Annotated in this window: 26 protein-coding genes and 1 pseudogene; 1 reads left to right on the top strand and 26 read right to left on the bottom strand. The window is 39.0% G+C overall.

The annotated features are described in order from the left end of the window. Positions 1-296: 296 nt before the first annotated feature. The 20 genes from aroH to IQ10_RS02670 form a co-directional block, all read right to left on the bottom strand. Positions 297-671, bottom strand: a complete 375-nt coding sequence (gene aroH / locus IQ10_RS02765) for a chorismate mutase (RefSeq protein WP_144448968.1) — start codon at positions 669-671, stop codon at positions 297-299. Continuing rightward, a complete protein-coding gene (aroB, locus tag IQ10_RS02760; RefSeq protein ID WP_144448967.1) occupies positions 664-1,761 on the bottom strand; it encodes a 3-dehydroquinate synthase in 1,098 nt (365 codons plus the stop codon). Before aroB ends, aroH begins: the two co-directional genes overlap by 8 nt. Continuing rightward, entirely contained in the window at positions 1,761-2,933 is a 1,173-nt protein-coding gene (gene aroC / locus IQ10_RS02755; protein ID WP_144448966.1) for a chorismate synthase, read from the bottom strand. Before aroC ends, aroB begins: the two co-directional genes overlap by 1 nt. 267 nt (positions 2,934-3,200) lie before the next feature. Next, on the bottom strand, positions 3,201-3,977 hold the full coding sequence (locus IQ10_RS02750; protein ID WP_277877932.1) for a CheR family methyltransferase: 777 nt from the start codon (positions 3,975-3,977) through the stop codon (positions 3,201-3,203). 157 nt (positions 3,978-4,134) lie between these two features. Continuing rightward, positions 4,135-4,578, bottom strand: coding sequence for a nucleoside-diphosphate kinase (gene ndk, locus IQ10_RS02745; RefSeq protein ID WP_144448964.1), 444 nt, complete (start codon positions 4,576-4,578; stop codon positions 4,135-4,137). A 197-nt stretch (positions 4,579-4,775) separates the two neighbouring features. Further along, positions 4,776-5,747 (bottom strand): heptaprenyl diphosphate synthase component II, encoded by a 972-nt coding sequence (hepT, locus tag IQ10_RS02740; protein WP_144448963.1) that lies wholly within the window; start codon positions 5,745-5,747, stop codon positions 4,776-4,778. An 88-nt stretch (positions 5,748-5,835) separates the two neighbouring features. Then, complete coding sequence (locus IQ10_RS02735; protein WP_144448962.1) at positions 5,836-6,699, bottom strand: menaquinone biosynthesis protein; 864 nt, start codon at positions 6,697-6,699, stop codon at positions 5,836-5,838. Then, positions 6,696-7,304: a UbiX family flavin prenyltransferase gene (locus IQ10_RS02730; RefSeq protein WP_144448961.1), complete on the bottom strand. Its 609-nt coding sequence runs from the start codon at positions 7,302-7,304 to the stop codon at positions 6,696-6,698. The genes IQ10_RS02735 and IQ10_RS02730 overlap by 4 nt, the downstream gene beginning before the upstream one ends. Beyond that, positions 7,301-8,167, bottom strand: coding sequence for a UbiA-like polyprenyltransferase (locus tag IQ10_RS02725; protein WP_277877938.1), 867 nt, complete (start codon positions 8,165-8,167; stop codon positions 7,301-7,303). Before IQ10_RS02725 ends, IQ10_RS02730 begins: the two co-directional genes overlap by 4 nt. A gap of 21 nt (positions 8,168-8,188) precedes the next feature. Continuing rightward, positions 8,189-8,902, bottom strand: coding sequence for a demethylmenaquinone methyltransferase (locus tag IQ10_RS02720; protein ID WP_144448959.1), 714 nt, complete (start codon positions 8,900-8,902; stop codon positions 8,189-8,191). 5 nt (positions 8,903-8,907) lie between these two features. Then, positions 8,908-9,696, bottom strand: a complete 789-nt coding sequence (locus IQ10_RS02715; protein ID WP_144448958.1) for a heptaprenyl diphosphate synthase component 1 — start codon at positions 9,694-9,696, stop codon at positions 8,908-8,910. A gap of 118 nt (positions 9,697-9,814) precedes the next feature. Next, a complete protein-coding gene (mtrB, locus tag IQ10_RS02710) occupies positions 9,815-10,033 on the bottom strand; it encodes a trp RNA-binding attenuation protein MtrB (protein WP_144448957.1) in 219 nt (72 codons plus the stop codon). Between the two features lie 446 nt (positions 10,034-10,479). After that, entirely contained in the window at positions 10,480-11,958 is a 1,479-nt protein-coding gene (spoIVA, locus tag IQ10_RS02705) for a stage IV sporulation protein A (protein ID WP_144448956.1), read from the bottom strand. A 244-nt stretch (positions 11,959-12,202) separates the two neighbouring features. Then, positions 12,203-12,931 carry a YphF family lipoprotein gene (locus IQ10_RS02700; RefSeq protein ID WP_144448955.1) on the bottom strand — a complete coding sequence of 243 codons (729 nt, stop codon included), beginning with the start codon at positions 12,929-12,931 and terminating at the stop codon, positions 12,203-12,205. Between the two features lie 19 nt (positions 12,932-12,950). Then, positions 12,951-13,154, bottom strand: coding sequence for a DUF2768 domain-containing protein (locus IQ10_RS02695; protein WP_144448954.1), 204 nt, complete (start codon positions 13,152-13,154; stop codon positions 12,951-12,953). A gap of 250 nt (positions 13,155-13,404) precedes the next feature. Beyond that, positions 13,405-13,644: a stage VI sporulation protein F gene (locus IQ10_RS02690; RefSeq protein WP_437177658.1), complete on the bottom strand. Its 240-nt coding sequence runs from the start codon at positions 13,642-13,644 to the stop codon at positions 13,405-13,407. A gap of 116 nt (positions 13,645-13,760) precedes the next feature. After that, a complete protein-coding gene (locus tag IQ10_RS02685; protein ID WP_144448952.1) occupies positions 13,761-14,810 on the bottom strand; it encodes an NAD(P)H-dependent glycerol-3-phosphate dehydrogenase in 1,050 nt (349 codons plus the stop codon). 32 nt (positions 14,811-14,842) lie between these two features. Continuing rightward, complete coding sequence (plsY, locus tag IQ10_RS02680) at positions 14,843-15,472, bottom strand: glycerol-3-phosphate 1-O-acyltransferase PlsY (RefSeq protein ID WP_242009696.1); 630 nt, start codon at positions 15,470-15,472, stop codon at positions 14,843-14,845. A gap of 14 nt (positions 15,473-15,486) precedes the next feature. Continuing rightward, the gene (der, locus tag IQ10_RS02675) at positions 15,487-16,800 is read right to left on the bottom strand and encodes a ribosome biogenesis GTPase Der (RefSeq protein ID WP_144448951.1); all 1,314 of its coding nucleotides are present in this window, start codon (positions 16,798-16,800) and stop codon (positions 15,487-15,489) included. A gap of 209 nt (positions 16,801-17,009) precedes the next feature. Further along, a complete protein-coding gene (locus tag IQ10_RS02670; protein ID WP_437177657.1) occupies positions 17,010-17,612 on the bottom strand; it encodes a YphA family membrane protein in 603 nt (200 codons plus the stop codon). Positions 17,613-17,760: 148 nt separating this feature from the next. Here IQ10_RS02670 and IQ10_RS02665 point away from each other — a divergent pair, with 148 nt between their 5' ends. Continuing rightward, positions 17,761-17,895, top strand: a complete 135-nt coding sequence (locus IQ10_RS02665) for a YpzI family protein (RefSeq protein ID WP_144448949.1) — start codon at positions 17,761-17,763, stop codon at positions 17,893-17,895. Positions 17,896-17,962: 67 nt separating this feature from the next. On the opposite strand, the gene fni is transcribed toward IQ10_RS02665, so the two are convergent. From fni to IQ10_RS02635, 6 genes and pseudogenes are all read right to left on the bottom strand, one after another. After that, positions 17,963-19,015, bottom strand: coding sequence for a type 2 isopentenyl-diphosphate Delta-isomerase (gene fni, locus IQ10_RS02660; protein WP_144448948.1), 1,053 nt, complete (start codon positions 19,013-19,015; stop codon positions 17,963-17,965). A gap of 16 nt (positions 19,016-19,031) precedes the next feature. Then, the gene (rpsA, locus tag IQ10_RS02655) at positions 19,032-20,186 is read right to left on the bottom strand and encodes a 30S ribosomal protein S1 (RefSeq protein ID WP_144448947.1); all 1,155 of its coding nucleotides are present in this window, start codon (positions 20,184-20,186) and stop codon (positions 19,032-19,034) included. 97 nt (positions 20,187-20,283) lie between these two features. Continuing rightward, positions 20,284-20,868 (bottom strand): lysophospholipid acyltransferase family protein, encoded by a 585-nt coding sequence (locus tag IQ10_RS02650; protein WP_144448946.1) that lies wholly within the window; start codon positions 20,866-20,868, stop codon positions 20,284-20,286. Between the two features lies 1 nt (position 20,869). Then, positions 20,870-21,544: a (d)CMP kinase gene (cmk, locus tag IQ10_RS02645; RefSeq protein ID WP_144448945.1), complete on the bottom strand. Its 675-nt coding sequence runs from the start codon at positions 21,542-21,544 to the stop codon at positions 20,870-20,872. Positions 21,545-21,675: 131 nt separating this feature from the next. After that, entirely contained in the window at positions 21,676-22,353 is a 678-nt protein-coding gene (locus tag IQ10_RS02640) for a flagellar brake protein (protein ID WP_144448944.1), read from the bottom strand. Between the two features lie 367 nt (positions 22,354-22,720). Beyond that, positions 22,721-22,894 (bottom strand): annotated as a pseudogene (locus IQ10_RS02635) (IS200/IS605 family transposase); the annotation flags it as partial.

The following is a 22,894-nucleotide window of genomic DNA, read 5'->3' as shown; positions in this document are numbered from 1 at the left end:
AGGGGGGAATAATCACGACACGGTAAACATACATACCACATCATTTAATAAGGAAAAACCTCCTAGACCAAAAAGGTTTAGGAGGATTATAGATAGACGTATCCCTCAACTAAACTCAGCTCTCCTCAACTCAATCTCATTCTCAACTAAACTAGTCTTTCATTCTTCAAACTAATACTCATTCTCTCGGCTCTAAGTAAAAGAAATGAATTCTTTCACTCATCTGCAATTAGTCTACCTTTTTCTTATTGATTCGTCAATAAGAAAAGCCAGATAAAGGTATTAGTCAGATGAATTTAGACTTGTTTATCTTTGAATAAATCAGGACGCAGTTTAATTGCTTCACCCTGGTAAACGTGAACGATTTGATCTTGCCTTACATCTGTATTCACCGTCATTAAAACGCGAATACAAAGTGGCAAACTACCTGGCACAGGAATCTCTTGCGCACAAACAACGGGTACATATTCCCAACCCGAGCGTTCTCTTAGCACTTTCGCAGGAAAACCAGCATTTATATCTTCTGTAACAGTGATCAGAATATGTGCAACACTCTCTGGATCAATTTGATTTTTTTCAATTAACTCATTTGCAAGCTCTGTTGTTGCCTCCATAATCTCTTGTTCCGTATTATGAGAGATTGTTGTTGCACCTCGAACTCCTCTAACCATTCGTTGCTACCTCCATTCGCTCGTCTAGCATTTTCTCAAGCAGATCAGCCGAAACTTCCTTCGTTGTTGCTTGACCAAGCTCACTTAGTAGCACCATTCGAATCGCACCTGCTTCTACTTTCTTATCCTTCGTCATCGTACTCACCAATTTTGATGTTGTTACATTAGCTGGAAGCTTTGTTTGATAGCCTAGACTGTTAAACCATTTCTCGTAATGATCAATATTAAGTTTAATATCAAACAATTCCTCACTTAATTTTAAAGCAAAGACGATCCCAATGACAACTGCCTCACCATGAGTCATAACTCCGTATCCTAATTCGGTTTCAAGCGCATGACCTAAAGTATGACCTAAATTTAAGTGAGCTCGGACTCCTGCTTCTCGCTCATCTTCAGATACAATTTGAGCTTTAACAGCAATCGATCTTTCAAGGAGGCTATTTAGGCGCTCAACTGGTATTTGATCAAACGTCTTCACTTCACGCTGTAGCCATTCTAAAAACTCTGGGTCGCGGATAAAGCCGTGCTTCATTACCTCAGCAAATCCAGAACGCCACTCTCTTTCCGATAAAGAATAAAGTGTTTCTGTATCGTAAAAAACAGCTTCAGGCTGATGAAAGCTTCCGACCATATTTTTTCCGAGCGGGTGGTTAATCGCCACTTTTCCACCGACGCTACTATCATGGGCAAGTAAGGTCGTTGGAACTTGAACAAAACGAATTCCACGCATATACGTTGCCGCAACAAAACCTGCTAAATCACCAACAACGCCACCGCCTAAAGCAACAACGACAGATTTTCGATCTAATCCGTATTCTAATGCTTTCGTTAGCATTTGTTCATAAACTGCAAACGATTTTGACGCTTCTCCACTTTCAATAACAGCCTTATAGACAGGTAACTTCTCTTCAAAGCTTGCTACGACATCATCTAAATAAAGCGGCGCAACCTGTGAATCCGTCATAATAAAAATTGATGAAGGAGCTTGAGTTAACACTGTCTCCAATTGTTTTCCAATCGAATGACGTACCCCTGCTTCTATAAAGACTTCATATGCTTTGGATGACGTATCGATCGTAACTTTCTTCATTAAAACTTCCTCGCTTCGTCTTGATGACGTTTCACATTTCCTTGAATGATATCAATACGGTCCGCTCCAAATGTTTCAAGCAAAGCATTTGCAATTTCCCAAGCGACAACTGCTTCAGCGACCACAGAAGCTGCTGGTACAGCACAACTATCAGAACGCTCAATACTTGCTGCAAATGGCTCCTTCGTTTCAATATCGACACTTTGTAGTGGTTTGTATAATGTAGGAATTGGCTTCATGACACCACGTACAACGATTGGCATTCCTGTCGTCATACCACCTTCAAATCCGCCAAGGCGATTCGTTTTACGACGGTATCCATGCTCCTCATCCCAGATGATTTCATCATGAACTTGGCTTCCTGGTAAACTTGCCGCTTCAAAACCAATTCCGATTTCAACACCTTTAAACGCATTAATACTCATAACAGCAGCTGCGATTTTCGCATCAAGCTTACGATCATAATGAACGTGACTTCCTAGTCCTACTGGGACGTTCTCAATCACAACCTCAACAATTCCTCCGATTGAATCGCCGTCCTGTTTTGCCTTATCAATTGCTTCCATCATCTTTTGACTAGCTTCCTCGTCAAGACAACGAACTTGTGACGCTTCAGAACGTTCTTGTAAGTCCTTAACAGATTCATAAGCAACATTTTCTGCCTTAACGCCGCCAATTTCTAAAACATGGCCCCCTACGCTAATCCCAAATTGTGCAAGGATTTTTTTCGCAACAGCACCTGCCGCCACACGAACAGTCGTTTCTCTTGCAGACGAACGCTCAAGCACATTACGCATATCACGGTGTCCGTACTTAATCGCCCCATTTAAATCAGCATGTCCAGGACGCGGGCGAGTTAATTTACGCTTTACTTCTTTTTCTTCTTCACCATCAAGCGGCTCAGCACCCATGATTTTCGTCCAATGAGTCCAATCTTTATTTTCCACAACTAGTGCTACTGGCGCACCAGTTGTACGACCATGTCTAACACCACTTAAAATTTGGACTTGATCCTTTTCAATTTGCATTCTTCTCCCACGACCGTAGCCACCTTGACGACGTGCTAAATCCGTATTAATGTCCTCGGCTACCAATTCCAGTTGCGCTGGAATTCCTTCAATAATTGTCGTTAATTGTGGGCCATGTGACTCACCAGCTGTTAAATATCTCATCTTGACTCCTCCTATGTACTTGACGCTCCTTACAAAACGGGATTACTTATCACAACATCTTTTGCTAAATAAAAGACGCTATGTTTTTTCTATGTAAAACGTAGCAAGCAAACGAACGTCTTTCTCTTTATCGCTTTTATGCGTTAAATTATAACATGATTTTCAAACACTGTCTTGTAGAAATATAAGAACATTTCGTTAATAATAAGTTATTGTACCAAATTAAAATCAATCCGTCTAAGTATGAAAAGAAACTCAACCAATTCTTTAGTTTAGTTTCCGATAAAAGAAAGTATCTTCCGTATCAAAACCATAAGATGAAGGATTAAAAATTTGTTCTGTGCTCCCAACAAATAGTACTCCACCAGGACGTAAAGCTCGACTAAATTTATGATAGAGCTCATGCTTTGCCTCTTCTGTGAAATAAATCATTACATTACGGCAAATGATTAAATCATATTGTTCTTCAAAACGATCCGCCAATAAATTTTGCTGTTTGAAGCGAACCGTTTTTTTTACTTCCTCTTTCACTTTATAACCCATCGGATCTTTATCAAAAAAAGATGTGATCACCTCACGCGTAGCTTCCTTTAAGGATCTGTCTGTATATAATCCTACTTTAGCGCGTTCGAGAATAGCTAGGTCAAGATCCGTCGCTAAAATCGACACTCTTTGAAGTGGCATAAATTTAGACATAATCATTGCTAACGTATATGGTTCCTCACCAGTTGAACAAGCAGCACTCCAAAGCTTTAACTTAGCGTTTTCCTTAAGCAAACGAGGAAGGATCTTCTTCTCTAGTACATCCCAACGTTTTGCATTGCGATAAAATTCTGAAACATTAATCGTCATTCGTTCTAAAAATTCATTAAATAATGCCTCATCTTTTGTCATCGCTTGATAAAAAGAATGAAAATCCTTAAAGCCTTTTTTATCTCTTAATGATTCTAACCTACGTTTCATTTGAGCTTCTTTATATAAGGAAAGATCAATTGCTGTTTTTGCTTTTACATTTTGGACAAATTGACTATAATCTTGGCTCATGGACATTCCCCTCGTTACCTATATCATTCCTTCTTATCATACGATGATTCTACAAAAAAGGCCATGAGAATCTTCATGACTTAGAATAGTATAAAACAAAAAATTGCTCATCCAAAAAGGACAAGCAATCAGACACTCTCATATTAAATCGCTTTCATTAAACCCACTTACTGACAGCCTTTTCATAATTGTTTAATTCATTTTCGTTAAAAAAGATGGCAATTTCACGCTTAGCACTTTCTGGTGAATCAGAGCCGTGAATCACGTTCATTGCTACTTGTACACCGAAATCTCCGCGAATAGTTCCTGGAGCTGCATCAGCAGGGTTTGTAGAACCCATCATCGTCCGAGCAGTGGAGATCACATTTTCACCTTCCCAAACCATTGCAAACACAGGGCCTGAAGTAATGAAATCAACAAGTTCACCGAAAAATGGACGCTCTTTATGTTCAGCATAATGTGTTTCTGCGATTTCTTTTGTAACCGTCATCAATTTTGCACCTACAAGTGTAAACCCTTTCTTTTCAAAACGTGAAACAACTTCTCCAATTAAATTACGTTGTACTCCATCAGGCTTAATCATTAAGTATGTACGTTCCATTTGGACATTCGCTCCCATCAAACTAAGTATTAAAAAACCTCTATTAGTATAGCAAACATTCGAAATAGTAACAATATCATTTGTGAAATATTAGATAGAAAACGCAATTATTAACAATTTTATTAGATAAAAAGCTGATTTCTATCCTTTGTGAACAAATCAATCACAAAAATAGAAATCAGCTAGGAGTCGTTTTTTTAAAATTTACGTTCACCAATGTAAGCAGCAATTTCAAGTAAATATGTTTTTGCTTCAGTCTCTGGTAATGATTCTAATGCATGGTATGCCTTCTGTAAATAACGATCACTGATCGAAAGAGAATACTCAATTCCACCCGATTTGTTTATCGCATCAAGAATTGGCGTGACATCTGCGTGTTCTGGATATTCATTACCCAAAATGTCTTGAATCAATGACTTTACTTCAGGTTGGTGATGCATGGCATATAGAGCTGGCAGCGTTACATTCCCCTGCCTTAAGTCACCTCCAGCTGGCTTACCTAATTGTTTTTCTGTCCCAACAAAATCAAGGATGTCATCGGTAATTTGAAAGGACATTCCAACGTTATAACCAAAAATGGAAAGTTGGCGTTGGATATGACGATCCGCACCAGCTGCAAGCGCTCCTAATTCGCAACTAACCGCAATAAGTAACGCCGTTTTTCGTTTAATTCTTCTTAAATAAATCCGAAAGTTTTGCTCCCAATTATACTGGTCACGAATTTGTTCAATCTCACCAATACTCATCTCAACGATTGCATTTGATAAAATTTGATGAATTTCTGGATTATCAAAGAAGGTCGAGGTTTCAACGGCCTTCGCAAAAATATAATCACCTGTATACATCGCCACTCTATTATCCCACTGTGAGTTTATTGTCTTTTTCCCTCGACGAAGGTCGGCATCATCAATTACATCATCATGAACAAGAGAAGCCATATGAATTAATTCAAGTGGAACAGCAGCGTGCTTAAGAACATTAATATCGTAATGTCCAAATTTAGCAGAAAGAAGCACGAAAACAGGACGAATTCGTTTTCCACCTGCTTTTAATAAATGAGTTGAGGCTTGCTTGAGCACGTCATGTCTTGCTTGTACCGTTGCCTCAAGTTCTTTTTCAATCACAGCAATATCCGATTGGAATTTCATATAAATGTCAGCTAGTTTCATATCGTCCACCTTATTTCATCACGACGATTCATCATATCACGTCAGTTTATCTTTTTATCAGTACAATTAATTAGAACATTCAATTCCTTTATTGGCAAGCTTTTGCTTGAACACTAACTGAATCCCATACATTTAACTCAGTAATTGATTCAGGTAAAAAGCCCATTTTATAAGCTAAAGAATAAAAATAGAGTAATCCCTTTTGCTCAGCTGCACCAAAATCATTACAAAGCTGATTGAAGTATTCATCCCAAAATAACTTCTCTCCACCATGTGTCTTAACAATATCAGCAACCATTGGTTGATATTCTCGTGACTCACTTAACTGTTTACTTTTCAAAAATGAATGATAAACCGTTCCAACTAGCTCAGTCTGCTCTGCAATCGCTTGATTTCTAACAGCAAATACAGCATAGGTCATCGGTAAACCTGTCTGTTCATACCAAAGCTGTCCTAAATCATAGGCATACATTCCGTCAGGCAGTTCACGTTTTGAACGGATCGCATCATCACCGATTAACATGCAAGCATCGTTCGCTTGAAGCATTGCCAGTAAATCCGGCTCCATTGTTGTATACTTATTTTCAAAAGAATAAAAATGCTGCAAAATAATTTTCAACAAATGCACCGATGAAGCAGAGCTTGACGTCAGGGCAATATTTTTACCGTTGATTTCTTGCATAGGTACTTTTGAAAAAAGAAAAATAGAATTGACCTTACCATATGAAGTGACAGATAAATTTGGTAATAATGTATAAGCACTTGCATTGGCTGCATAAGCAAAGGAAGAGATTCCACCAATATCGATCCGCCCCGCAGCCATTCCTTCATTAAGCTGAGATGGTACTTGCGGAACAAAATGACATTGTTTTTCTTTTAAAGCATCACGATCTAAGTGGTAGAAAAACGGTAAGATGTTTGTGTATGAAATTTCTCCGATGACAAGGCTCATCGTCCTTCCCCCCAACGTGTAAAAAGATCATGCCGAACCCCAAGACTATCAAGCGCTTTTCCAACGAGAAAATTGATCAGATCATCCATTGTCTTAGGTAAATGATAGAAACCAGGCATGGCAGGAAGAATCTTCGCACCAACCTTCGTCACTCGAAGCATATTTTCTAAATGAATCTGATTAAGAGGGGTTTCTCTCGGAACTAAAATAAGCTTCCGTCCCTCTTTTAACATCACATCAGCAGTCCTCTCAAGCAAATTACCAGAAGCACCAGTTGCAATACCAGAAAGGGTCCCCATTGAACAAGGAATAATAATCATTCCATCATTCTGATACGATCCACTTGCTATCGGTGCGGTATAGTCATGAAGATGATGAACCAAAAGCTCCCCTTCATAACCACCAAATAAATCAGCAAGAACCGTTTCACGATCTGTTATATCAAGTAAAAGCTCTTCTCTAAATACTTGCCAAGCAGCCTCCGTCAATACTAAGTGAACCTTGTATGATTGCCTTAACAGCTCTTGAACAAGTCGAACGCCGTAAAGGCCTCCACTAGCACCTGTTATTCCCACTGTGTATATTCCTTTACGCTCTGTACTCATAACAGTACATCTCCAATCGTAAAAATGAACATAACCAAGCTTAAAATTCCATTCATCGTAAAAAAGGCAACATCAACTTTAGATAAGTCATCAGCTGAAACGAGGGTATGTTCATATACCATAATTCCACCAGCGATGATGACACCAACTAAGTAGAGCCAACCAAGCGGCGTAAGGAAAAATAGGCTAACAAAGGCTAAGAAACTAACTATATGTAAAAAGCGTGCAATGATCAGTGCACGTCGAATCCCAAAACGACTTGGAATCGAATATAAATTGTTCTCACGATCATAATCCGCATCTTGTGTCGCATAAATCACATCAAACCCTGCAGTCCAAAGAGCAACCGCGGTAAAAAGAAGCATCGTTTCCCATGTTAACGTTCCTGTAGCTCCAACCCAGCCCCCCAGAGGAGCAATGGCAATTGTAATACCAAGAATAAGATGACAAGCCCAAGTAAACCGCTTTGTATAAGAGTAAATAACAAGAAAAAAGACCGCAAGTGGCAAAAAATAAACCGCTAACATATTTAACATAAATGCTGAATAAAATAACAGCGCAAATGAAACAACAATAAAAAAGAGCACTTCCACCTTTGAAATCAAGCCTGCTGGAATCGCTCTGCTCGCAGTACGTGGATTATGCTTATCAATTTGTTCGTCAATGAGTCGATTCAATGACATCGCAGCACTTCTCGCACCAACCATTGCAACCGTTATCCAAATCCAGTGCGATAATGTTGGCCATCTACCATCGATAATAAAAGCACCCAGCACTGCTCCAAAATAGGCAAATGGTAAAGCAAAAACAGTATGTTCAAATTTGATCATTTCTAAGATGATTTTTAACTTTCTAATCACGATATCTGCCTCAATTCTACTTCCCTATTTAATCTTCGGCTTCACTCCGAGGTGCATTGCTGCCACTCCCCCAGAATAGGCCTTCACTTCCACATTCGTAAATCCTGCTTTATGAAACATGCTTGCTAGCTTTTCTCGATCTGGAAATGACATTGTTGATTCCTGTAACCATGAATACTCATCATAACTCTTTGCAAACAGCTTCCCAAACACAGGCATAACACGACGGAAATAAAAAAAGTACAGCTGCTTAAATACTGGTATCGTCGGCTGAGACGTTTCTAAACAAACAACCATTCCACCAGGCTTCACAACACGGTGCATTTCACGCAATACTTGGTTATAGTCAGGAACATTCCGAAGACCAAAACCAATTGTTACATAATCAAATGAATTGTCTTCATAAGGAAGTTCCATTGCATTCCCATGTTTTAATGTCACTTGATGAAGCCCGCGCTCCTCTACCTTTTGCTCACCAATTTTCAACATATTCTTACTAAAATCCAACCCTTCAACCTTCCCTGTTGAGCCAACAGCTTCAGCTAATGCAATCGTCCAGTCTGCTGTTCCGCAGCACACATCAAGAGCTTTGTCTCCATTTTGAACGTTCATTCTCTTCATTGTATCCTTTCGCCATGCTTTATGGCGTTGAAAACTAATCACAGAATTCATCACATCATATTTTTTATAAATGGATTCAAATACTTGATGAACGCGTTCTTCCTTCGTTTGTGTCATCCTGCTCACCTTTCTTCTGCTACTTTCTCCTGAAATGGTTGACGCGATAATAATGCATCAACATGTTCAATCACAAAGCCTTCATATGACTGAAGTAGCTTACTACTTTTCAGTAAGCGATCCTTCACTTCTTCAACCTTCTTCTCAATTTTACAAGAAATATCATCAGATTGATTAGTTTCTTCTTTAATAGCATGAATAATCGGATGTGTCTTCCCTTCTGTCCACTCACTCTTTTCAAATAAGAGTCGTTTCAAGTAAAAGTAATCCTTAATTACATCTTTCCAACTCGACTGTTCAAAGTGTAATGCGATGTTTTGCATTAAAAGTGACTCTATTAACGTTATATTCTGCTCTGCTTCATTGTACGAAAGATTCTCTGAGCCATAGACATTCATTTTATGTTCATTAATTTCTTGAATGCTCGAACTAAAAACACGTATCAATGGTAAATGTTTATTTTCAGCTAGTAAATAATAATAGAGACTACTATAATAATCCCCTGCAAGAATGGTCAGCTGACGATTTTTACGTACCGAGTCTGTTGTCACTTTATGGAGGGATACTGCCTCATGAACATTAAGTGCAGCTTCGACAAGTAGAGCTGAAATCGTAAACATTTTTGCTTCCTTATTCGGTAGACTCTCATGTAACATCGCATACAAAAAGCGTAGCTTGTCTTCATCTACTTCTGGATCTGCTATGTATAATTCCAAATAAGGATGTCTAATTAAGCTATAAAAGCTTTTTTTGATCTCATTTACTTTATCGTTAAACTGACTGATTCTAACCATTTTTACATCCCCCAAATTTCGACAATCATTGTTGTATTCGTCATACGTCGCATCTATTATAACATAGGTTTTAACCGACAATGAACCAAAATACTACAATCATACCCGTTCCAATTTTTTATTCCTCAGTATCCATGATTCCGTGACTCGTTTGTATAAGAGCCTTCCCTCTTATTTTCACAGCGGAGGTATGTTCCGTAAATTGAGCAATCATTACTTCCCCTTTATCTAACTTTTCAGAATGGTGAAAGCGAGTATCTGAACCCCTTGTTAGACCAATCACATTCACACCATTTTCCTTCGCTTTAATGACAAAAAACTCGTTTTGATTACTCATTTCTCCACTCTCCTGTTCAGTTTGTACAACATGTTATGAACATACAACCTTATATTCTAGCATACATGCTTAATGACAATCGTTCGACCTCACATAAAAATGTATGAGTCTGCTTTAGTTTATCACGATTTAGCTGTTTCCGCTCACCAAAGCTTATTTCTAAAGTAGTATACGTTAAAATCTTAGCATAATCTTTCAATCAAAAGCAAAAAGAACTTCCCTGATTAAAGGAAGCTCTCTATAAATTAAAACATTGAGAATCCAACCTATCTTTTTGCAAATCAGCTTAATACCTTAAAGGTAAGAAAGAATAAATCTGATGATGTCTAGCTACAGCGCCTAGCCGCTCGAGGTTGCTTCTACCTGTAAATGGTTGCCTAAAACCCGGCAACACATGGACAGGCCTCCAGCACTTGTCGCGGCTGGACGAGGCGCTTTCGCTTTTATTATAATATAATTGCAATTAGACCACCTGAGCCTTCATTGATAATTCGTTCTAACGTTTCTTTCAGCTTATAGCGAGCATTTTCAGGCATGAGTGAAAGCTTGGCTGAGATTCCTTCTCGGACAATTGAATTAAGAGAACGTCCAAAAATATCTGAATTCCATATAGATAATGGATTCTCTTCAAAGTCCTGCATTAAATAACGCACAAGTTCCTCGCTTTGTTTCTCTGTACCAATAATAGGAGCAAACTCTGATTCGACATCGACTTTAATCATATGAATCGACGGAGCTACTGCTTTTAAACGAACCCCAAATCTGGAACCTTGGCGAATAATTTCTGGTTCATCAAGACTCATATCAGATAAGGCAGGGGCAGCAATCCCATAACCTGTCTGTTTGACCATTCTTAATGCTTCTGCTACCTGATCGTATTCTGCCTTTGCATAGGCAAAATCTTGCATCAACTGCAGCAAATGATCTTTCCCTCTAATCTCAACCCCAACAACTTCTTTTAATACTTGATCATATAAATCATCTGGAGCATAAAGGTCAATTTCTGCAATTCCTTGACCCATTTCAATGCCAGCTAAACGTGCATCATCGATAAATTCATATTCAAAAAATTGTCCAACGACACGATCGACATCGCGAAGTCGTTTAATATCCTTTACTGTTTCCCGTACAGATTCTTCATAGCTTTGGCGCAACCAATGCTCTTCTCTTAACACCATTACCCAGCTAGGTAAGTTCACATTCACTTCATGAACAGGGAATTCAAACAATACTTCACGAAGAACATTGTTAATATCCTGATCTGTCATGCTTTCAATGCTCATCGCAAGAACAGGAATGTCATGTTCATCCGATAGCTGACGACGCAATTTTTCAGTATCTGGATGATGAGGTCTTACACTGTTAACAATCATAATAAACGGCTTGCCAACTTCTTTTAATTCTTCGACAACACGTCCTTCCGATTCAACATAATCATAACGCGGGATTTCACCGATCGAACCATCTGTTGTTACGACAACCCCGAGTGTAGAATGTTCTTGAATCACTTTACGTGTCCCAATTTCAGCTGCTTCCTGGAATGGAATTGGCTCTTCATACCAAGGAGTATTAATCATTCTCGGACCATGCTCATCTTCATATCCTTTTGCTCCTGGAACAGCGTAACCAACACAATCTACTAATCGAATATTAACATCTAACCCCTCATCAACATGAATCGAAACAGCTTGATTCGGGACAAACTTCGGTTCCGTTGTCATTATGGTTTTTCCAGCCGCACTTTGTGGTAATTCATCCTGTGCTCTTGCTTTGTCGGCTTCATTTTCGATATTAGGTAGGACAACAAGCTCCATAAATTTTTTGATAAACGTTGATTTTCCTGTCCGTACCGCACCAACGACACCAAGATAAATATCACCGCCAGTACGCTCAGCGATATCCTTGAAAATATCAACCTTTTCCACGTGATCCCCTCCCGATCGAGTAAAGATTTGAGATTTATCTTATTTCCGTAAACGTTTGACACTATCATATGTATGACGTTGTCCCACGTTTATGACAACAGTTAAAAAGATTCACTTCTACACGAAAATAAGACGATTCTCGTTTCAACTACCGAGAAGGGGTGTTACAAAAAATATGCCCCTTCCTTTGATATGTATATCAATTCGGAAGAGGCATTAGACCACTTTTATCATCGATTTCTGGTTAATTTTTTCGGAGCTCCATCGCATATGTCGGTTCTCCGTTTTCATCAATCACATACGGTACACTTCGATTCGGTACAAATGGTGTATTTTCGTAGAGAAGGGGCCGGATATCCTCTCCTTCTTCAAATGAATGCTCAGCCTCTTGTAATATCATATTTAAATCAATCCGATAATCGATAATGATTTCGCCATCATTTGTTAATAATAATGGGAGGTACGTATCATGATACGGACTTCTTACAGTAGGCGGCTCCTTGTAGTTTAAAGCTTCATAATCAAGTTCAAAAAGACCCACATCAAGCATTTCCGCCACTGGTGCGTATCTATTTTCACGCATATAATCATTGAGACGCTGTTGAAATTGTTGAATAGCCCGTTGTGTCGTTAAATCAATGACTTTTACTTCAGGAGATTCTTCAACATTTACTAGCACATATTGAAACACCCCACCGTTTTCAAAAGCCGTACCTGGTGGCTGTTGCATATATCTAGGAATCAATTGATTGAAATCAATGACATATCTTTGATAAAAAGAGGTTGTCTCATCAAAAGTCCTAATCGGCAAAACACCTGTATCCATTTGAAACTGTTCAACGGCTTGTTGAACAGCCTGAAGCTGATCAGGATAAGCGATGCGATTTTCAGCAAGCTCCTCATTTGGAAAAAGACAACCACTTAAAATCAGACTCATCAAGATAAAGCCAATTAACGCATTCCATTTTAACATCATATTTTCCTCCAAGCACTTACATCGTAGCTGTTGGTCCGCCAATCACAATAAGAAATACAATGACTCCAGAAACAAGCAGACACACAAACGAAAAAGCTAAAACGATTTTTTGTATCCATCCTTTTAATTTTTCACGGCTAAAAATAGCTGCCCCCGCTGACACAAACATTAGCGCAAGAGCAAAAAAAGAAATCCACATATTCAGTAACGCTTGAGACATTTTGATCACTCCTTCTTACACTCAATCGTATTATAGCACACGAAAAATTCTTTATGGCATACTAGCTTAAAACGGTCACAAAAACGATCATAATTTTTTTATTAAGATTCAAATTAAAAAAGTTGGAAAAGTGGGGGCACACTTTTCCAACTTTGACGAACCCTTCGTTTTTCCAGCCCTATTTTAATGTTCGTACCTTATATTTATATGCAAAAGGCGCAAACGCGCTTTGGCAATGGCCTACGCATAACTATTTTTTATTGAACATTTTAGCAAGAGAAGCAAAGTCCATTGGCATGTTGTTCTTAATAATCGCTTGAACGATTTGGTCTTCTTTTTCTTTTGAAACAGGTGTATTAGCAAGCTTTGAAACTTGAGCGATAAGCTGTCTTAACGTCGCTTCATCTTTTAAATTAGCGTTACTGACAGAGTTAGCCAGCTTTAATATTTCGTCTGGTCTTATACTTGTCTTTTTTTGAATGTGATCCATAAACGATGAGTCATTTCTTTGAACCATAATTCACCCTCCCTCATTCGTCATTTCACCATATCGTATGCTGTGAAAATGAAGAAGGTGCATGCTTCATCCATCGTCTATACAACCGATTAGTTGCTTATATTGCTTCCGCCTAATAAATCAGATGAAAGTTGTTCGACTTCATGCTTTTTTACTCGACCCATAAGCTCTTCTGTTGCTTCTTTAGGATGCAAGCCAGCAAATAATACAGCATGAAGGGAGGCCGTTATTGGCATATCGACATTCAGTTTTGTCGCAAGCTCATGAGCTGCTTTTGTTGTACGGATTCCTTCGACTACCATTCCCATTGATTCAAGCACTTCATCAAGTGATTTTCCTTGTCCGATCATCTGACCCGCGCGAAAGTTTCGTGAATGGATACTCGTACAAGTGACAATTAAATCACCTAAACCTGATAGGCCAGCAAATGTGAGAGGATTAGCACCGAGTTTAACACCGAGACGTGCAATCTCTGCCAGACCCCTCGTCATAATTGCTGCTTTTGTATTATCTCTCATGCCAAGACCATTTGTTAAGCCACACACAAGTGCGATAATATTTTTTAGTGCCCCACCAATTTCAACTCCGACCAAATCCGCATTCGTATAGACACGAAAATGTTGATTCATAAACAAATCCTGTGCTAATTCAGACGCATGATGACTTTTGGAAGAAACTGTAACAGTAGTTGGCTGTCTAAGGCTAACCTCTTCCGCATGACTTGGTCCAGATAAAACGACCACGTTACGCAAAGAATGAGCGCCGTTAAATTCTTCTTCGATCATTTCTGAAATCCGTTTATGAGTTCCAGGTTCAATTCCTTTACTAGCATGGATAATCGTCACAGGCTGTGAAATCACATTTATTAATTGCTTGACCGTTTCACGGACCGCCTTTGTCGGTACAACGAGAAGAATCGTCTCTGCATCACTCACTGCGGCCTTCATATCGTGACAGCCAACAATCGATTCTGGCAGCACGACGCCAGGTAAATATTGAGAGTTTGTATGAGAGTCATTTATTTCTTCAATTTGTTCCTTACGCCTTGCCCATAAATGAACTTGATGGCCATTATCAGCTAATACCATCGCCAAAGCAGTTCCCCAGCTTCCAGCTCCTATTACAGCAATTTTACTCAAAAGAGTCACTCCTTTCTAACGGAATGGGCTTATTATGCTTTCTTTCCAATCTTACTTTCTGTACCATTGAACAAACGGGTAAGATTGGCCCGATGCTTCCAAAAAGATAAACAAGCAACAATGAACGTTAAGTAAACGTAGATAAACGGATAACCAAATTGATCCACGAGGAAAAATGTAAATACTACCGTTAGTAAAGTAAATAATAAAGAACCTAATGAAACATAACGAGTTAAAATAATACTAATAATAGCAATAATACCCGCAAAAAGGGCTGGGAAGAAAACTAAGGTCGCTAATACACCAATCGTTGTCGCAACACCTTTCCCACCACGAAAACCATAATACACAGGCCAGTTATGCCCTAATATCGCAGCAAAGCCGGCAAGTGCAGGAAATAACCCGGTATTATCTGCCGCAAATAATACACCGATCCATACAGAAGCGATCCCCTTTAAAATGTCAAGAGCAAGCACAGCGATAGCTGGCCCTACTCCAAGTACCCGAAGTGTATTAGTCGCACCAGCATTTCCACTACCATGCTGACGAATATCAACTTTTTTGATTTTCTTTGCAATGATATAGCTAAAACTAATCGATCCAAGTAAATAGCCAATTATAATGGTAAAAATGAGTGCAATGAACAGCATTCCTTCCCCCATCTCACTCTCTCCCTTTAATCATTTTTCTTTCTAGCAATGATTTTAATCGGTGTACCTTCAAAATCAAAGGTAGCTCGCAAGCGATTTTCTAAGAATCGTTGATAAGAAAAATGCATTAATTCAGGTTCATTGACGAAAAAGACAAAAGTTGGTGGCTCAACTGCTACTTGTGTCACATAGTTAATTCGAAGACGCTTACCCTTATCTGTCGGCGTTGGATTCATCGCCACTGCATCCATAATCAAATCATTTAATACATTTGTCGGCACACGTAAATGATGATTTTCCGAAACTTTTTTCACCATTGGTAACACATGCTGTAAGCGTTGCTTCGTTTTCGCTGAGACAAATAGAATCGGCGCGTAGCTTAGAAATAAGAACTCATCACGTAACTTTTGTTCAAAGTTTTGCATCGTTTTATCATCTTTTTCAATCGCGTCCCATTTATTCACAACAAGGATGACCGCGCGACCAGCTTCATGAGCATATCCAGCAATTTTCTTATCTTGTTCAATAAGTCCCTCTTCCGCATTAATCACAACAAGAACAACATTTGAACGTTCAATCGCCTTAAGAGAACGAAGCACACTATATTTCTCGGTGCTTTCATACACTTTTCCACGCTTACGCATACCTGCTGTATCAATGAGAACAAAATCTTGATCATCACGAGTAAATGCTGTATCTATCGCATCACGAGTCGTTCCTGGAATGTTACTAACAATGACTCGCTCTTCTCCTAGCATCGCATTAACGAGCGAGGATTTACCAACATTCGGACGTCCAATTAATGATATGCGAATTGTGTCTTCATCATACGGATCTTCAACGTCTTCAGGAAAATGCTTAATCACTTCATCCAACATATCTCCGAGTCCAAGGCCATGAGAACCAGAAATTGGATACGGTTCTCCTATTCCTAATGAATAAAATTCATAAAGTTGTTCCTGCATTTCAGGATTATCTACTTTATTAACACCAAGTACAACTGGCTTATCTGAACGGAATAATAGCTTTCCTACTTCTTGATCCGCTGCGGTAATGCCTTCACGACCGTTCACAATAAAAATGATTACGTCTGCTTCTTTGATTGCAAGTTCTGCTTGCTCGCGCATTTGTACTAAAAGCGGTTCATCTCCTAGCTCGATCCCACCTGTATCAATTAAATTAAAATCACGGTTTAACCATTCTCCTTTACCATATAAACGATCTCTCGTTACTCCTGGCATATCTTCTACAATGGCAACTCTTTCTCCTACAATTCGATTAAAAATCGTTGACTTCCCAACATTCGGACGTCCGACTATGGCAACTACTGGCTTTGTCATAGCGTCACAACCTTTCTATGTAAATTTGCGCCTACAAATGTAGGTGCTTCGCTGAAACGTTTTCCTATCATCTAACAACATGCTTTGAATGATCTCTGGTAAAGAGAAAAATATCCTCTTTTACTGTAACTTATTCATATTACTTGATTTATCTAATCTTGTCGACTACTTCTCTTAGATTGAACCGACTCTTGTACTCTACACCTTGCCTATGAGCTTTGTTTAAAAGGAATCGTATCTCTATTAGGCATTGCCTTACTTATCCAATAACTTACATAATGCATTAGCCACACCACTCCAAAGAAAAGGGCAACAATCGACATCGTATCAAAGAAAGACAAGCTACCGATTTCATACTGCAAGTGTAAAAGACGCTTAATGGCCAAACTGAGCACATAATCACCTTGAACGAGACCAAATAAAACTAAAACGAAGCGATTCCTTAATTGAGTACCTAAAATAAAAGCTAAAACAGAAACGATACAAGCACTCATCCACCTTGCATCGAATAACTGAATAACAGGATCAATGATCAGCACCAAATGAAAAGCACTATAGGCAGCTCCTATCGTCCACGATGCGAATAAAAAATACAATAACTTCAAATTAGAATATCGCCTTATGCACCAACATAAATAGAATGATAATGCCAAAAAAACAATTGAAATCGATATCGTAGAAAATTCTATTTTATATGGTAGAAGAGAAAGAAAGACAAGTATCGCAATCGCATAACATAAGCGTTGTTTTGTTTTCCCCCAAAAAAAGCTAATAACAATCCACATCCCCCAACCAAACCAATAAATAAACATACCATCCAAACCATTCACCTCCATCATCAGTATCGACGAAGGAACACAATTTTAATCCTTTCATACATATAGTCTCTTACTAATGGAATACTAAAAATGAAAGTAAGTGGGAGCAAAAAAAGCTAATAACCTAAAGGAGGATGATATAGTGGGAAAGGATCGACAAGAAAAAAAGTTAAAGCACTCAAGGAGAGTTGAATCTGATCGAGATCAAAGTTTAGAGTACGGAGGATCGGCAAAGCTCCAATCCTCTGAGGAAGCAAGACGGCAACAAAAGCCATAAATCAAAAACATAATAAAGTAGGCTGACTTTATAAAAAAGTTAGCCTACTTATTAACATTCTTATAAATTAAAAGCGTTGACTGAGTTTTGAAACATCAAAACCTCGTTGACTTGCCCAATGGTATGTTTCTCCAGAAATAACGAGAGGCACTTCGCGTAATGCTAGTACCGTATTTGATTGTAATGCGGTCATGATATACCGTAAATCTGTTTGAATCGCTTTGATTTCTTCAATAAGACCTTCTTGGCCATGGTCAATCATTTGTTTTAAGAAATACCCTGCAAATCCACCTGCTGATGCTCCCATCGCAATTGCCTTGGCTAAATCGAGCGCTGATTGCATGCCACCAGAAGCAATGATATCTACATCTGCGTTCGCTTCGCTAGCTTCCAAAATCGAGCATGTCGTTGTAATCCCCCAATCATCGAAAAAATCGAGACGACGATGCCTGCGTTCATTTTCAATTTTTGAAAAATTGGTTCCACCAAAACCACCAATATCCACAATCGAAACGCCAAGAGATCCGAGTATCTCAACTGTTCTTGCACTCATCCCATAGCCTACTTCTTTTACAACGACAGGAACCTCTAACTCTTTTACAATTGCTTCGATTCGATTGCATGTTCCAGTAAAATCACGATCACCTTCTGGCATGACCAGCTCTTGAATGACGTTCACGTGAATTTGCAGGGCATTTGCTTCAATCATGTCCACCGCTTTTTTCGCTTGATCAACTGTTGCCTCACTACCAAGATTAGCAAAGATGATGCCATTTGGATGGGCTTTTCGAACAACTTGATAGCTTGATAGCTGTTCACTTTCTTTTAGTGCAGCCATTTGTGAACCAACCGCCATGCCAACACCAGTCTCTTGTGCCACTTCTGCAAGCTCACGGTTTATTTTCTCTGTTTGAATTCCGCCTCCACCAGTCATCGCATTGATAAAAATCGGCGAACTTAAAGTAAGTTCGCCGATTTGCGATGTGAGAGAGATTGAATCCACATTCGTTTCAGGGATACTATTATGAATAAACTTAACATCCTGAAATCCATGAGTACGCTCTTGTCCCGTTAAAAGAGCATGATTAATATGATCCAGTTTCCTAGCTGCTCTGCTCACCATTTATCACCTATTACTAATTTTTATATTTCTTTAATTGATCCCCAATCATGTCACCAAGCGAGAATCCACTTGGCTCATCGTCTTTTGACGATTCATATGCCTGATAATCACTTTCTCCATTATCATCTTCAAGTAACTCACGAATACTTAAGGAAATACGCTTCTCTTCAATATTTACATCAAGAACTTTCACTTCAACCTTTTCACCCTCTGATAAAACTTCTGAAGGTGTCCCAATATGGCGATTCGCAATTTGAGAAATGTGTACTAAGCCTTCAACACCTGGTGCGACTTCAACAAAAGCACCGAATGAAACTAGACGGCGAACCGTTCCTTCTAATACATCTCCAACTGAAACCTGCCCAGAAAATTCTTCCCAAGGTCCAGGTAATGTTTCTTTAATTGATAAAGAAATTCGTTCGCTATCTGCATCAACAGAGAGCACTTTTACGTTGACAACGTCACCTTCTTTAACCACATCAGATGGCTTATCTACACGATGGTGAGCAAGTTGGGAAATATGGACAAGGCCATCAACCCCACCTACATCAACGAAAGCACCGAAATCTGTTAAACGCTGAACCTTCCCTTCAACAATATCACCTGATTTTAATGATTGAAGAACATCTTTCTTTTTCAAGTTAACTTCTTCGTCTAAAACAGCACGTTGAGATAAAATCAACTTGTTATTTTCTCGATCGATTTCAGCAACCTTCAAGCGGACTGTACGACCTTTGTAATCAGAAAAATCTTCTACAAAATGACGTTCAACAAGTGATGCTGGAATGAATCCGCGTACACCTAAATCGACTACTAATCCACCTTTGACCACATCTGCTACTACTGTTTCAATGATGCGACCAGACTCAAAAGCTTGCTCAAGATCATCCCATGCTTTCTCTGCTTGCACCGCACGCTTTGAAAGGATAAGCTCATCGTCCTCTACTTTAAGAACCTTAAACTCAAGCTCATCGTCAACTGAAAGAACATCACTTACCTTTTCCACATGTAAACTAGATAGTTCACTAATTGGAACAATGCCATCCACTTTAAAACCGACATCAACAAACGCTTGTTTATCTTCGACTTTTGTCACCTTGCCTGTCACAACTTCACCTACAGCAAAGGACTTCATTTCTGTCACTTCATTGTTCATTTCTTCGACCATTGACTTTTGCCTCCTTCAATCTCCGCAGCCTAGTCGCGGTATCTGACTAATATTTTAAACATCTTTCACTCTTGCGAAAGAAATTTAGCAACATCGTTTAGTTTTTATGTTCCTCCATAAGAAGTCCAATATGTTTCATAATATACTCAGTTGCTTCATCTGCCGAAGCCTTCTCTTCTCTTAATTGGGAGAAATCAATTGGTTTCCCGTATACAAGCTTTAATGGTTTCGAACGCTTATATGGTCCAATTATCGCACAAGGAATAACTGTTGCTTCCGTACGGAGGGCAAAAAAACCAGCTCCTGCTAACCCTTTTCCAAGAACTCCGTCTTTACTTCTTGTTCCTTCAGGAAACAATCCAATCATATGACCATCTTTCAAATAGTTCATCGCTGTACGTAATGCCTGCTTATCACTCATACCTCTACGTACAGGAAAAGCACCTAATTTCGGAAGTAATGATTTCAATATTGGCTTCTCGAATAATTCCTGCTTCGCCATATAATGAATAGGACGTTTAATATAAGCACCGAGCAAAGGTGGATCAAAATTGCTAATATGGTTACAACAAAGAATGACTCCACCTTCAGTTGGAATGTTTTCTTCTCCAACGATCTCCACCTTATAAGAGCTAGATAGGAATGTTCTACAGACAAATTGACCGATTTGATATATACCCATGTTATCTTGCTCTCTCCTTTACGATATCAATAATAGCAAGAACAACATCTTGAATAGAAAGAGTTGTTGAATCTATCTCAACTGCATCACTCGCTTTTTTTAAAGGCGCAAATGCTCGCGTTGAATCCAACTGATCACGATGGGCGATATCTTTCTTTAATTGATCAAAATCTGAAGCGATACCCTTTGCTAGCAGCTCCTCATGTCTACGCTTAGCTCGTTCATCCACTGACGCAGTCAAAAAGATTTTAACCTCAGCATCTGGCAATACATATGTACCAATATCTCTACCATCTAAGACTGTTCGTCCATTTTCCGCTAGCTGCCGCTGACGTTCAACCATTTCCAGACGTACAGGCTCATGACTTGATACAAGTGAAACATTCGATGTGACATCCGCTGATCTAATTTGCTCTGTTACATCTTCATCATTAAGGAAAACTTGGAATCCATTTTGTGTATGAGCTAGTCGAATGACAATCGTATCTAATAATTCTTTTAATAGATTCCCATCTTGAAGGTTCACTTTTCTCTGCAATGCCGCATACGTCAACGCCCGGTACATCGCTCCTGTATCAATGTACAAAAACGATAATTTCTCAGCCACTAACTTCGCAACAGTACTCTTACCTGCTCCAGCAGGTCCATCAATAGCAATTTGCATCTTGTTGTTCATTTACAATTACACCTCGTATACAATCCAAACAATCGCATTTGTTTACAATTGTTCTCATTATCATATTATCATACTCTAACATGTCGGTCTAACGAAAGGTTTAGAATCATCAATCTATTCACTACCAATATTTACATTAATTCCTGCTGCTTTCGACGAAGAATCAATTGTCTTTCAAAACAATATCGAATAATTTTTTGACGCTCATGCTCTTCTATGTTTAAAAACTGCAACGATACTCGTTCTCTCGCTCCAGGACGATTTTTAAACACTCGAATGATTTTACATGCGGCCTTTACATAAGAGAGATCACCTGTCTGCATTGGCAAAACAAGCCATATCATCAATTTCCCTTGTTTCGGCAACGATTTTCCATGAGGAATGACGACTGCACACCCACCTCCACTAAGATCAATTGAAACAGAAGTAAATGGAGAGAACTCTTGATTCAATGGATGTAATGCCGCATCAACCGTAGCCTCTACTCGTACATAGTCACGACGTTGGATTCTCATATACCTTTCTTTTCCAGGATCTTTCAACATAAGCATCGGTATATTGCTTTTTCTTCTACCGACAATTTCCGTATCAAATGCATATACCGCTTCGTCTTTCCCCATAAACCAAGCACGAAATTCGGTCCCATCAAAAAAGAAGCTTGGTTTATCTGTTTCTTGATTAATCGGATAATCAATCAAAAAGATATCTTTATCACGATCAACTAAACGACACCGAAAATGTAAAATCTTCTCCTTCTCTTCTTTTGTATCATTTATCTCTAAAAAAATCGTTGAACCAATTTCAATCACTTGACTAGCTCCTCTCTGACAACTGATCAATCATTGAAAACCAATCATTTTTCCATAGTTTGTCCTTATTATCTCATGAATGAAGAAAAGCGCAAGCGCCTCGTTTAGCCTCGACAAGTGCTGAAGGCCTATCTGTGTGTTGCCAGGTTTTGGGCAACCATTGACAGGCAGAAGCAACCTCGAGCGGCTAGGCTGCTTGCGCGAGACTTCATCGAATTTCCTTTCTTATCTTTTAATCAAAACCACCAGTGTGAACTGGTGGTTTGTTCTGCGGCTGAAAGCCTCTCTTACCGGCCTTGGCCTTAAAGGCCCACTGAAAGGGTTTCCCGTCTGCACCACATTCACTCACTAATTCTAAAGAATTTCCTTATTTCTTCTTATTTTTCTCACCAGTAAAAGGGTCATGTTCTTCGAATAATGTTAACTGATCACCCATGTAGTCTTCTCTCAGCTGATTCTTAATATATTCTTGTATTTGTTTCTTATTTCTGCCTACTGTATCGACATAGAATCCCCGGCACCAGAACTTCCGGTTCCCATA

This window comes from Halalkalibacter nanhaiisediminis (assembly GCF_007830185.1).
Taxonomy (GTDB): domain Bacteria; phylum Bacillota; class Bacilli; order Bacillales; family Bacillaceae_D; genus Halalkalibacter; species Halalkalibacter nanhaiisediminis.
This window is presented reverse-complemented; position numbering and strand designations above follow the sequence as displayed.

Excerpts from the sequence above, each read along its gene's own strand:
- aroH (WP_144448968.1), bottom strand. The coding sequence starts at position 671 with ATGGTTAGAGGAGTTCGAGGTGCAACAACAATCTCTCATAATACGGAA.
- aroB (WP_144448967.1), bottom strand. The coding sequence starts at position 1,761 with ATGAAGAAAGTTACGATCGATACGTCATCCAAAGCATATGAAGTCTTT.
- aroC (WP_144448966.1), bottom strand. The coding sequence starts at position 2,933 with ATGAGATATTTAACAGCTGGTGAGTCACATGGCCCACAATTAACGACA.
- IQ10_RS02750 (WP_277877932.1), bottom strand. The coding sequence starts at position 3,977 with ATGAGCCAAGATTATAGTCAATTTGTCCAAAATGTAAAAGCAAAAACA.
- ndk (WP_144448964.1), bottom strand. The coding sequence starts at position 4,578 with ATGGAACGTACATACTTAATGATTAAGCCTGATGGAGTACAACGTAAT.
- hepT (WP_144448963.1), bottom strand. The coding sequence starts at position 5,747 with ATGAAACTAGCTGACATTTATATGAAATTCCAATCGGATATTGCTGTG.
- IQ10_RS02735 (WP_144448962.1), bottom strand. The coding sequence starts at position 6,699 with ATGAGCCTTGTCATCGGAGAAATTTCATACACAAACATCTTACCGTTT.
- IQ10_RS02730 (WP_144448961.1), bottom strand. The coding sequence starts at position 7,304 with ATGAGTACAGAGCGTAAAGGAATATACACAGTGGGAATAACAGGTGCT.
- IQ10_RS02720 (WP_144448959.1), bottom strand. The coding sequence starts at position 8,902 with ATGACACAAACGAAGGAAGAACGCGTTCATCAAGTATTTGAATCCATT.
- IQ10_RS02715 (WP_144448958.1), bottom strand. The coding sequence starts at position 9,696 with ATGGTTAGAATCAGTCAGTTTAACGATAAAGTAAATGAGATCAAAAAA.
- mtrB (WP_144448957.1), bottom strand. The coding sequence starts at position 10,033 with ATGAGTAATCAAAACGAGTTTTTTGTCATTAAAGCGAAGGAAAATGGT.
- IQ10_RS02700 (WP_144448955.1), bottom strand. The coding sequence starts at position 12,931 with ATGTTAAAATGGAATGCGTTAATTGGCTTTATCTTGATGAGTCTGATT.
- IQ10_RS02695 (WP_144448954.1), bottom strand. The coding sequence starts at position 13,154 with ATGTCTCAAGCGTTACTGAATATGTGGATTTCTTTTTTTGCTCTTGCG.
- IQ10_RS02690 (WP_437177658.1), bottom strand. The coding sequence starts at position 13,644 with ATGGATCACATTCAAAAAAAGACAAGTATAAGACCAGACGAAATATTA.
- plsY (WP_242009696.1), bottom strand. The coding sequence starts at position 15,472 with ATGGGGGAAGGAATGCTGTTCATTGCACTCATTTTTACCATTATAATT.
- der (WP_144448951.1), bottom strand. The coding sequence starts at position 16,800 with ATGACAAAGCCAGTAGTTGCCATAGTCGGACGTCCGAATGTTGGGAAG.
- IQ10_RS02670 (WP_437177657.1), bottom strand. The coding sequence starts at position 17,612 with ATGTTTATTTATTGGTTTGGTTGGGGGATGTGGATTGTTATTAGCTTT.
- rpsA (WP_144448947.1), bottom strand. The coding sequence starts at position 20,186 with ATGGTCGAAGAAATGAACAATGAAGTGACAGAAATGAAGTCCTTTGCT.
- IQ10_RS02650 (WP_144448946.1), bottom strand. The coding sequence starts at position 20,868 with ATGGGTATATATCAAATCGGTCAATTTGTCTGTAGAACATTCCTATCT.
- cmk (WP_144448945.1), bottom strand. The coding sequence starts at position 21,544 with ATGAACAACAAGATGCAAATTGCTATTGATGGACCTGCTGGAGCAGGT.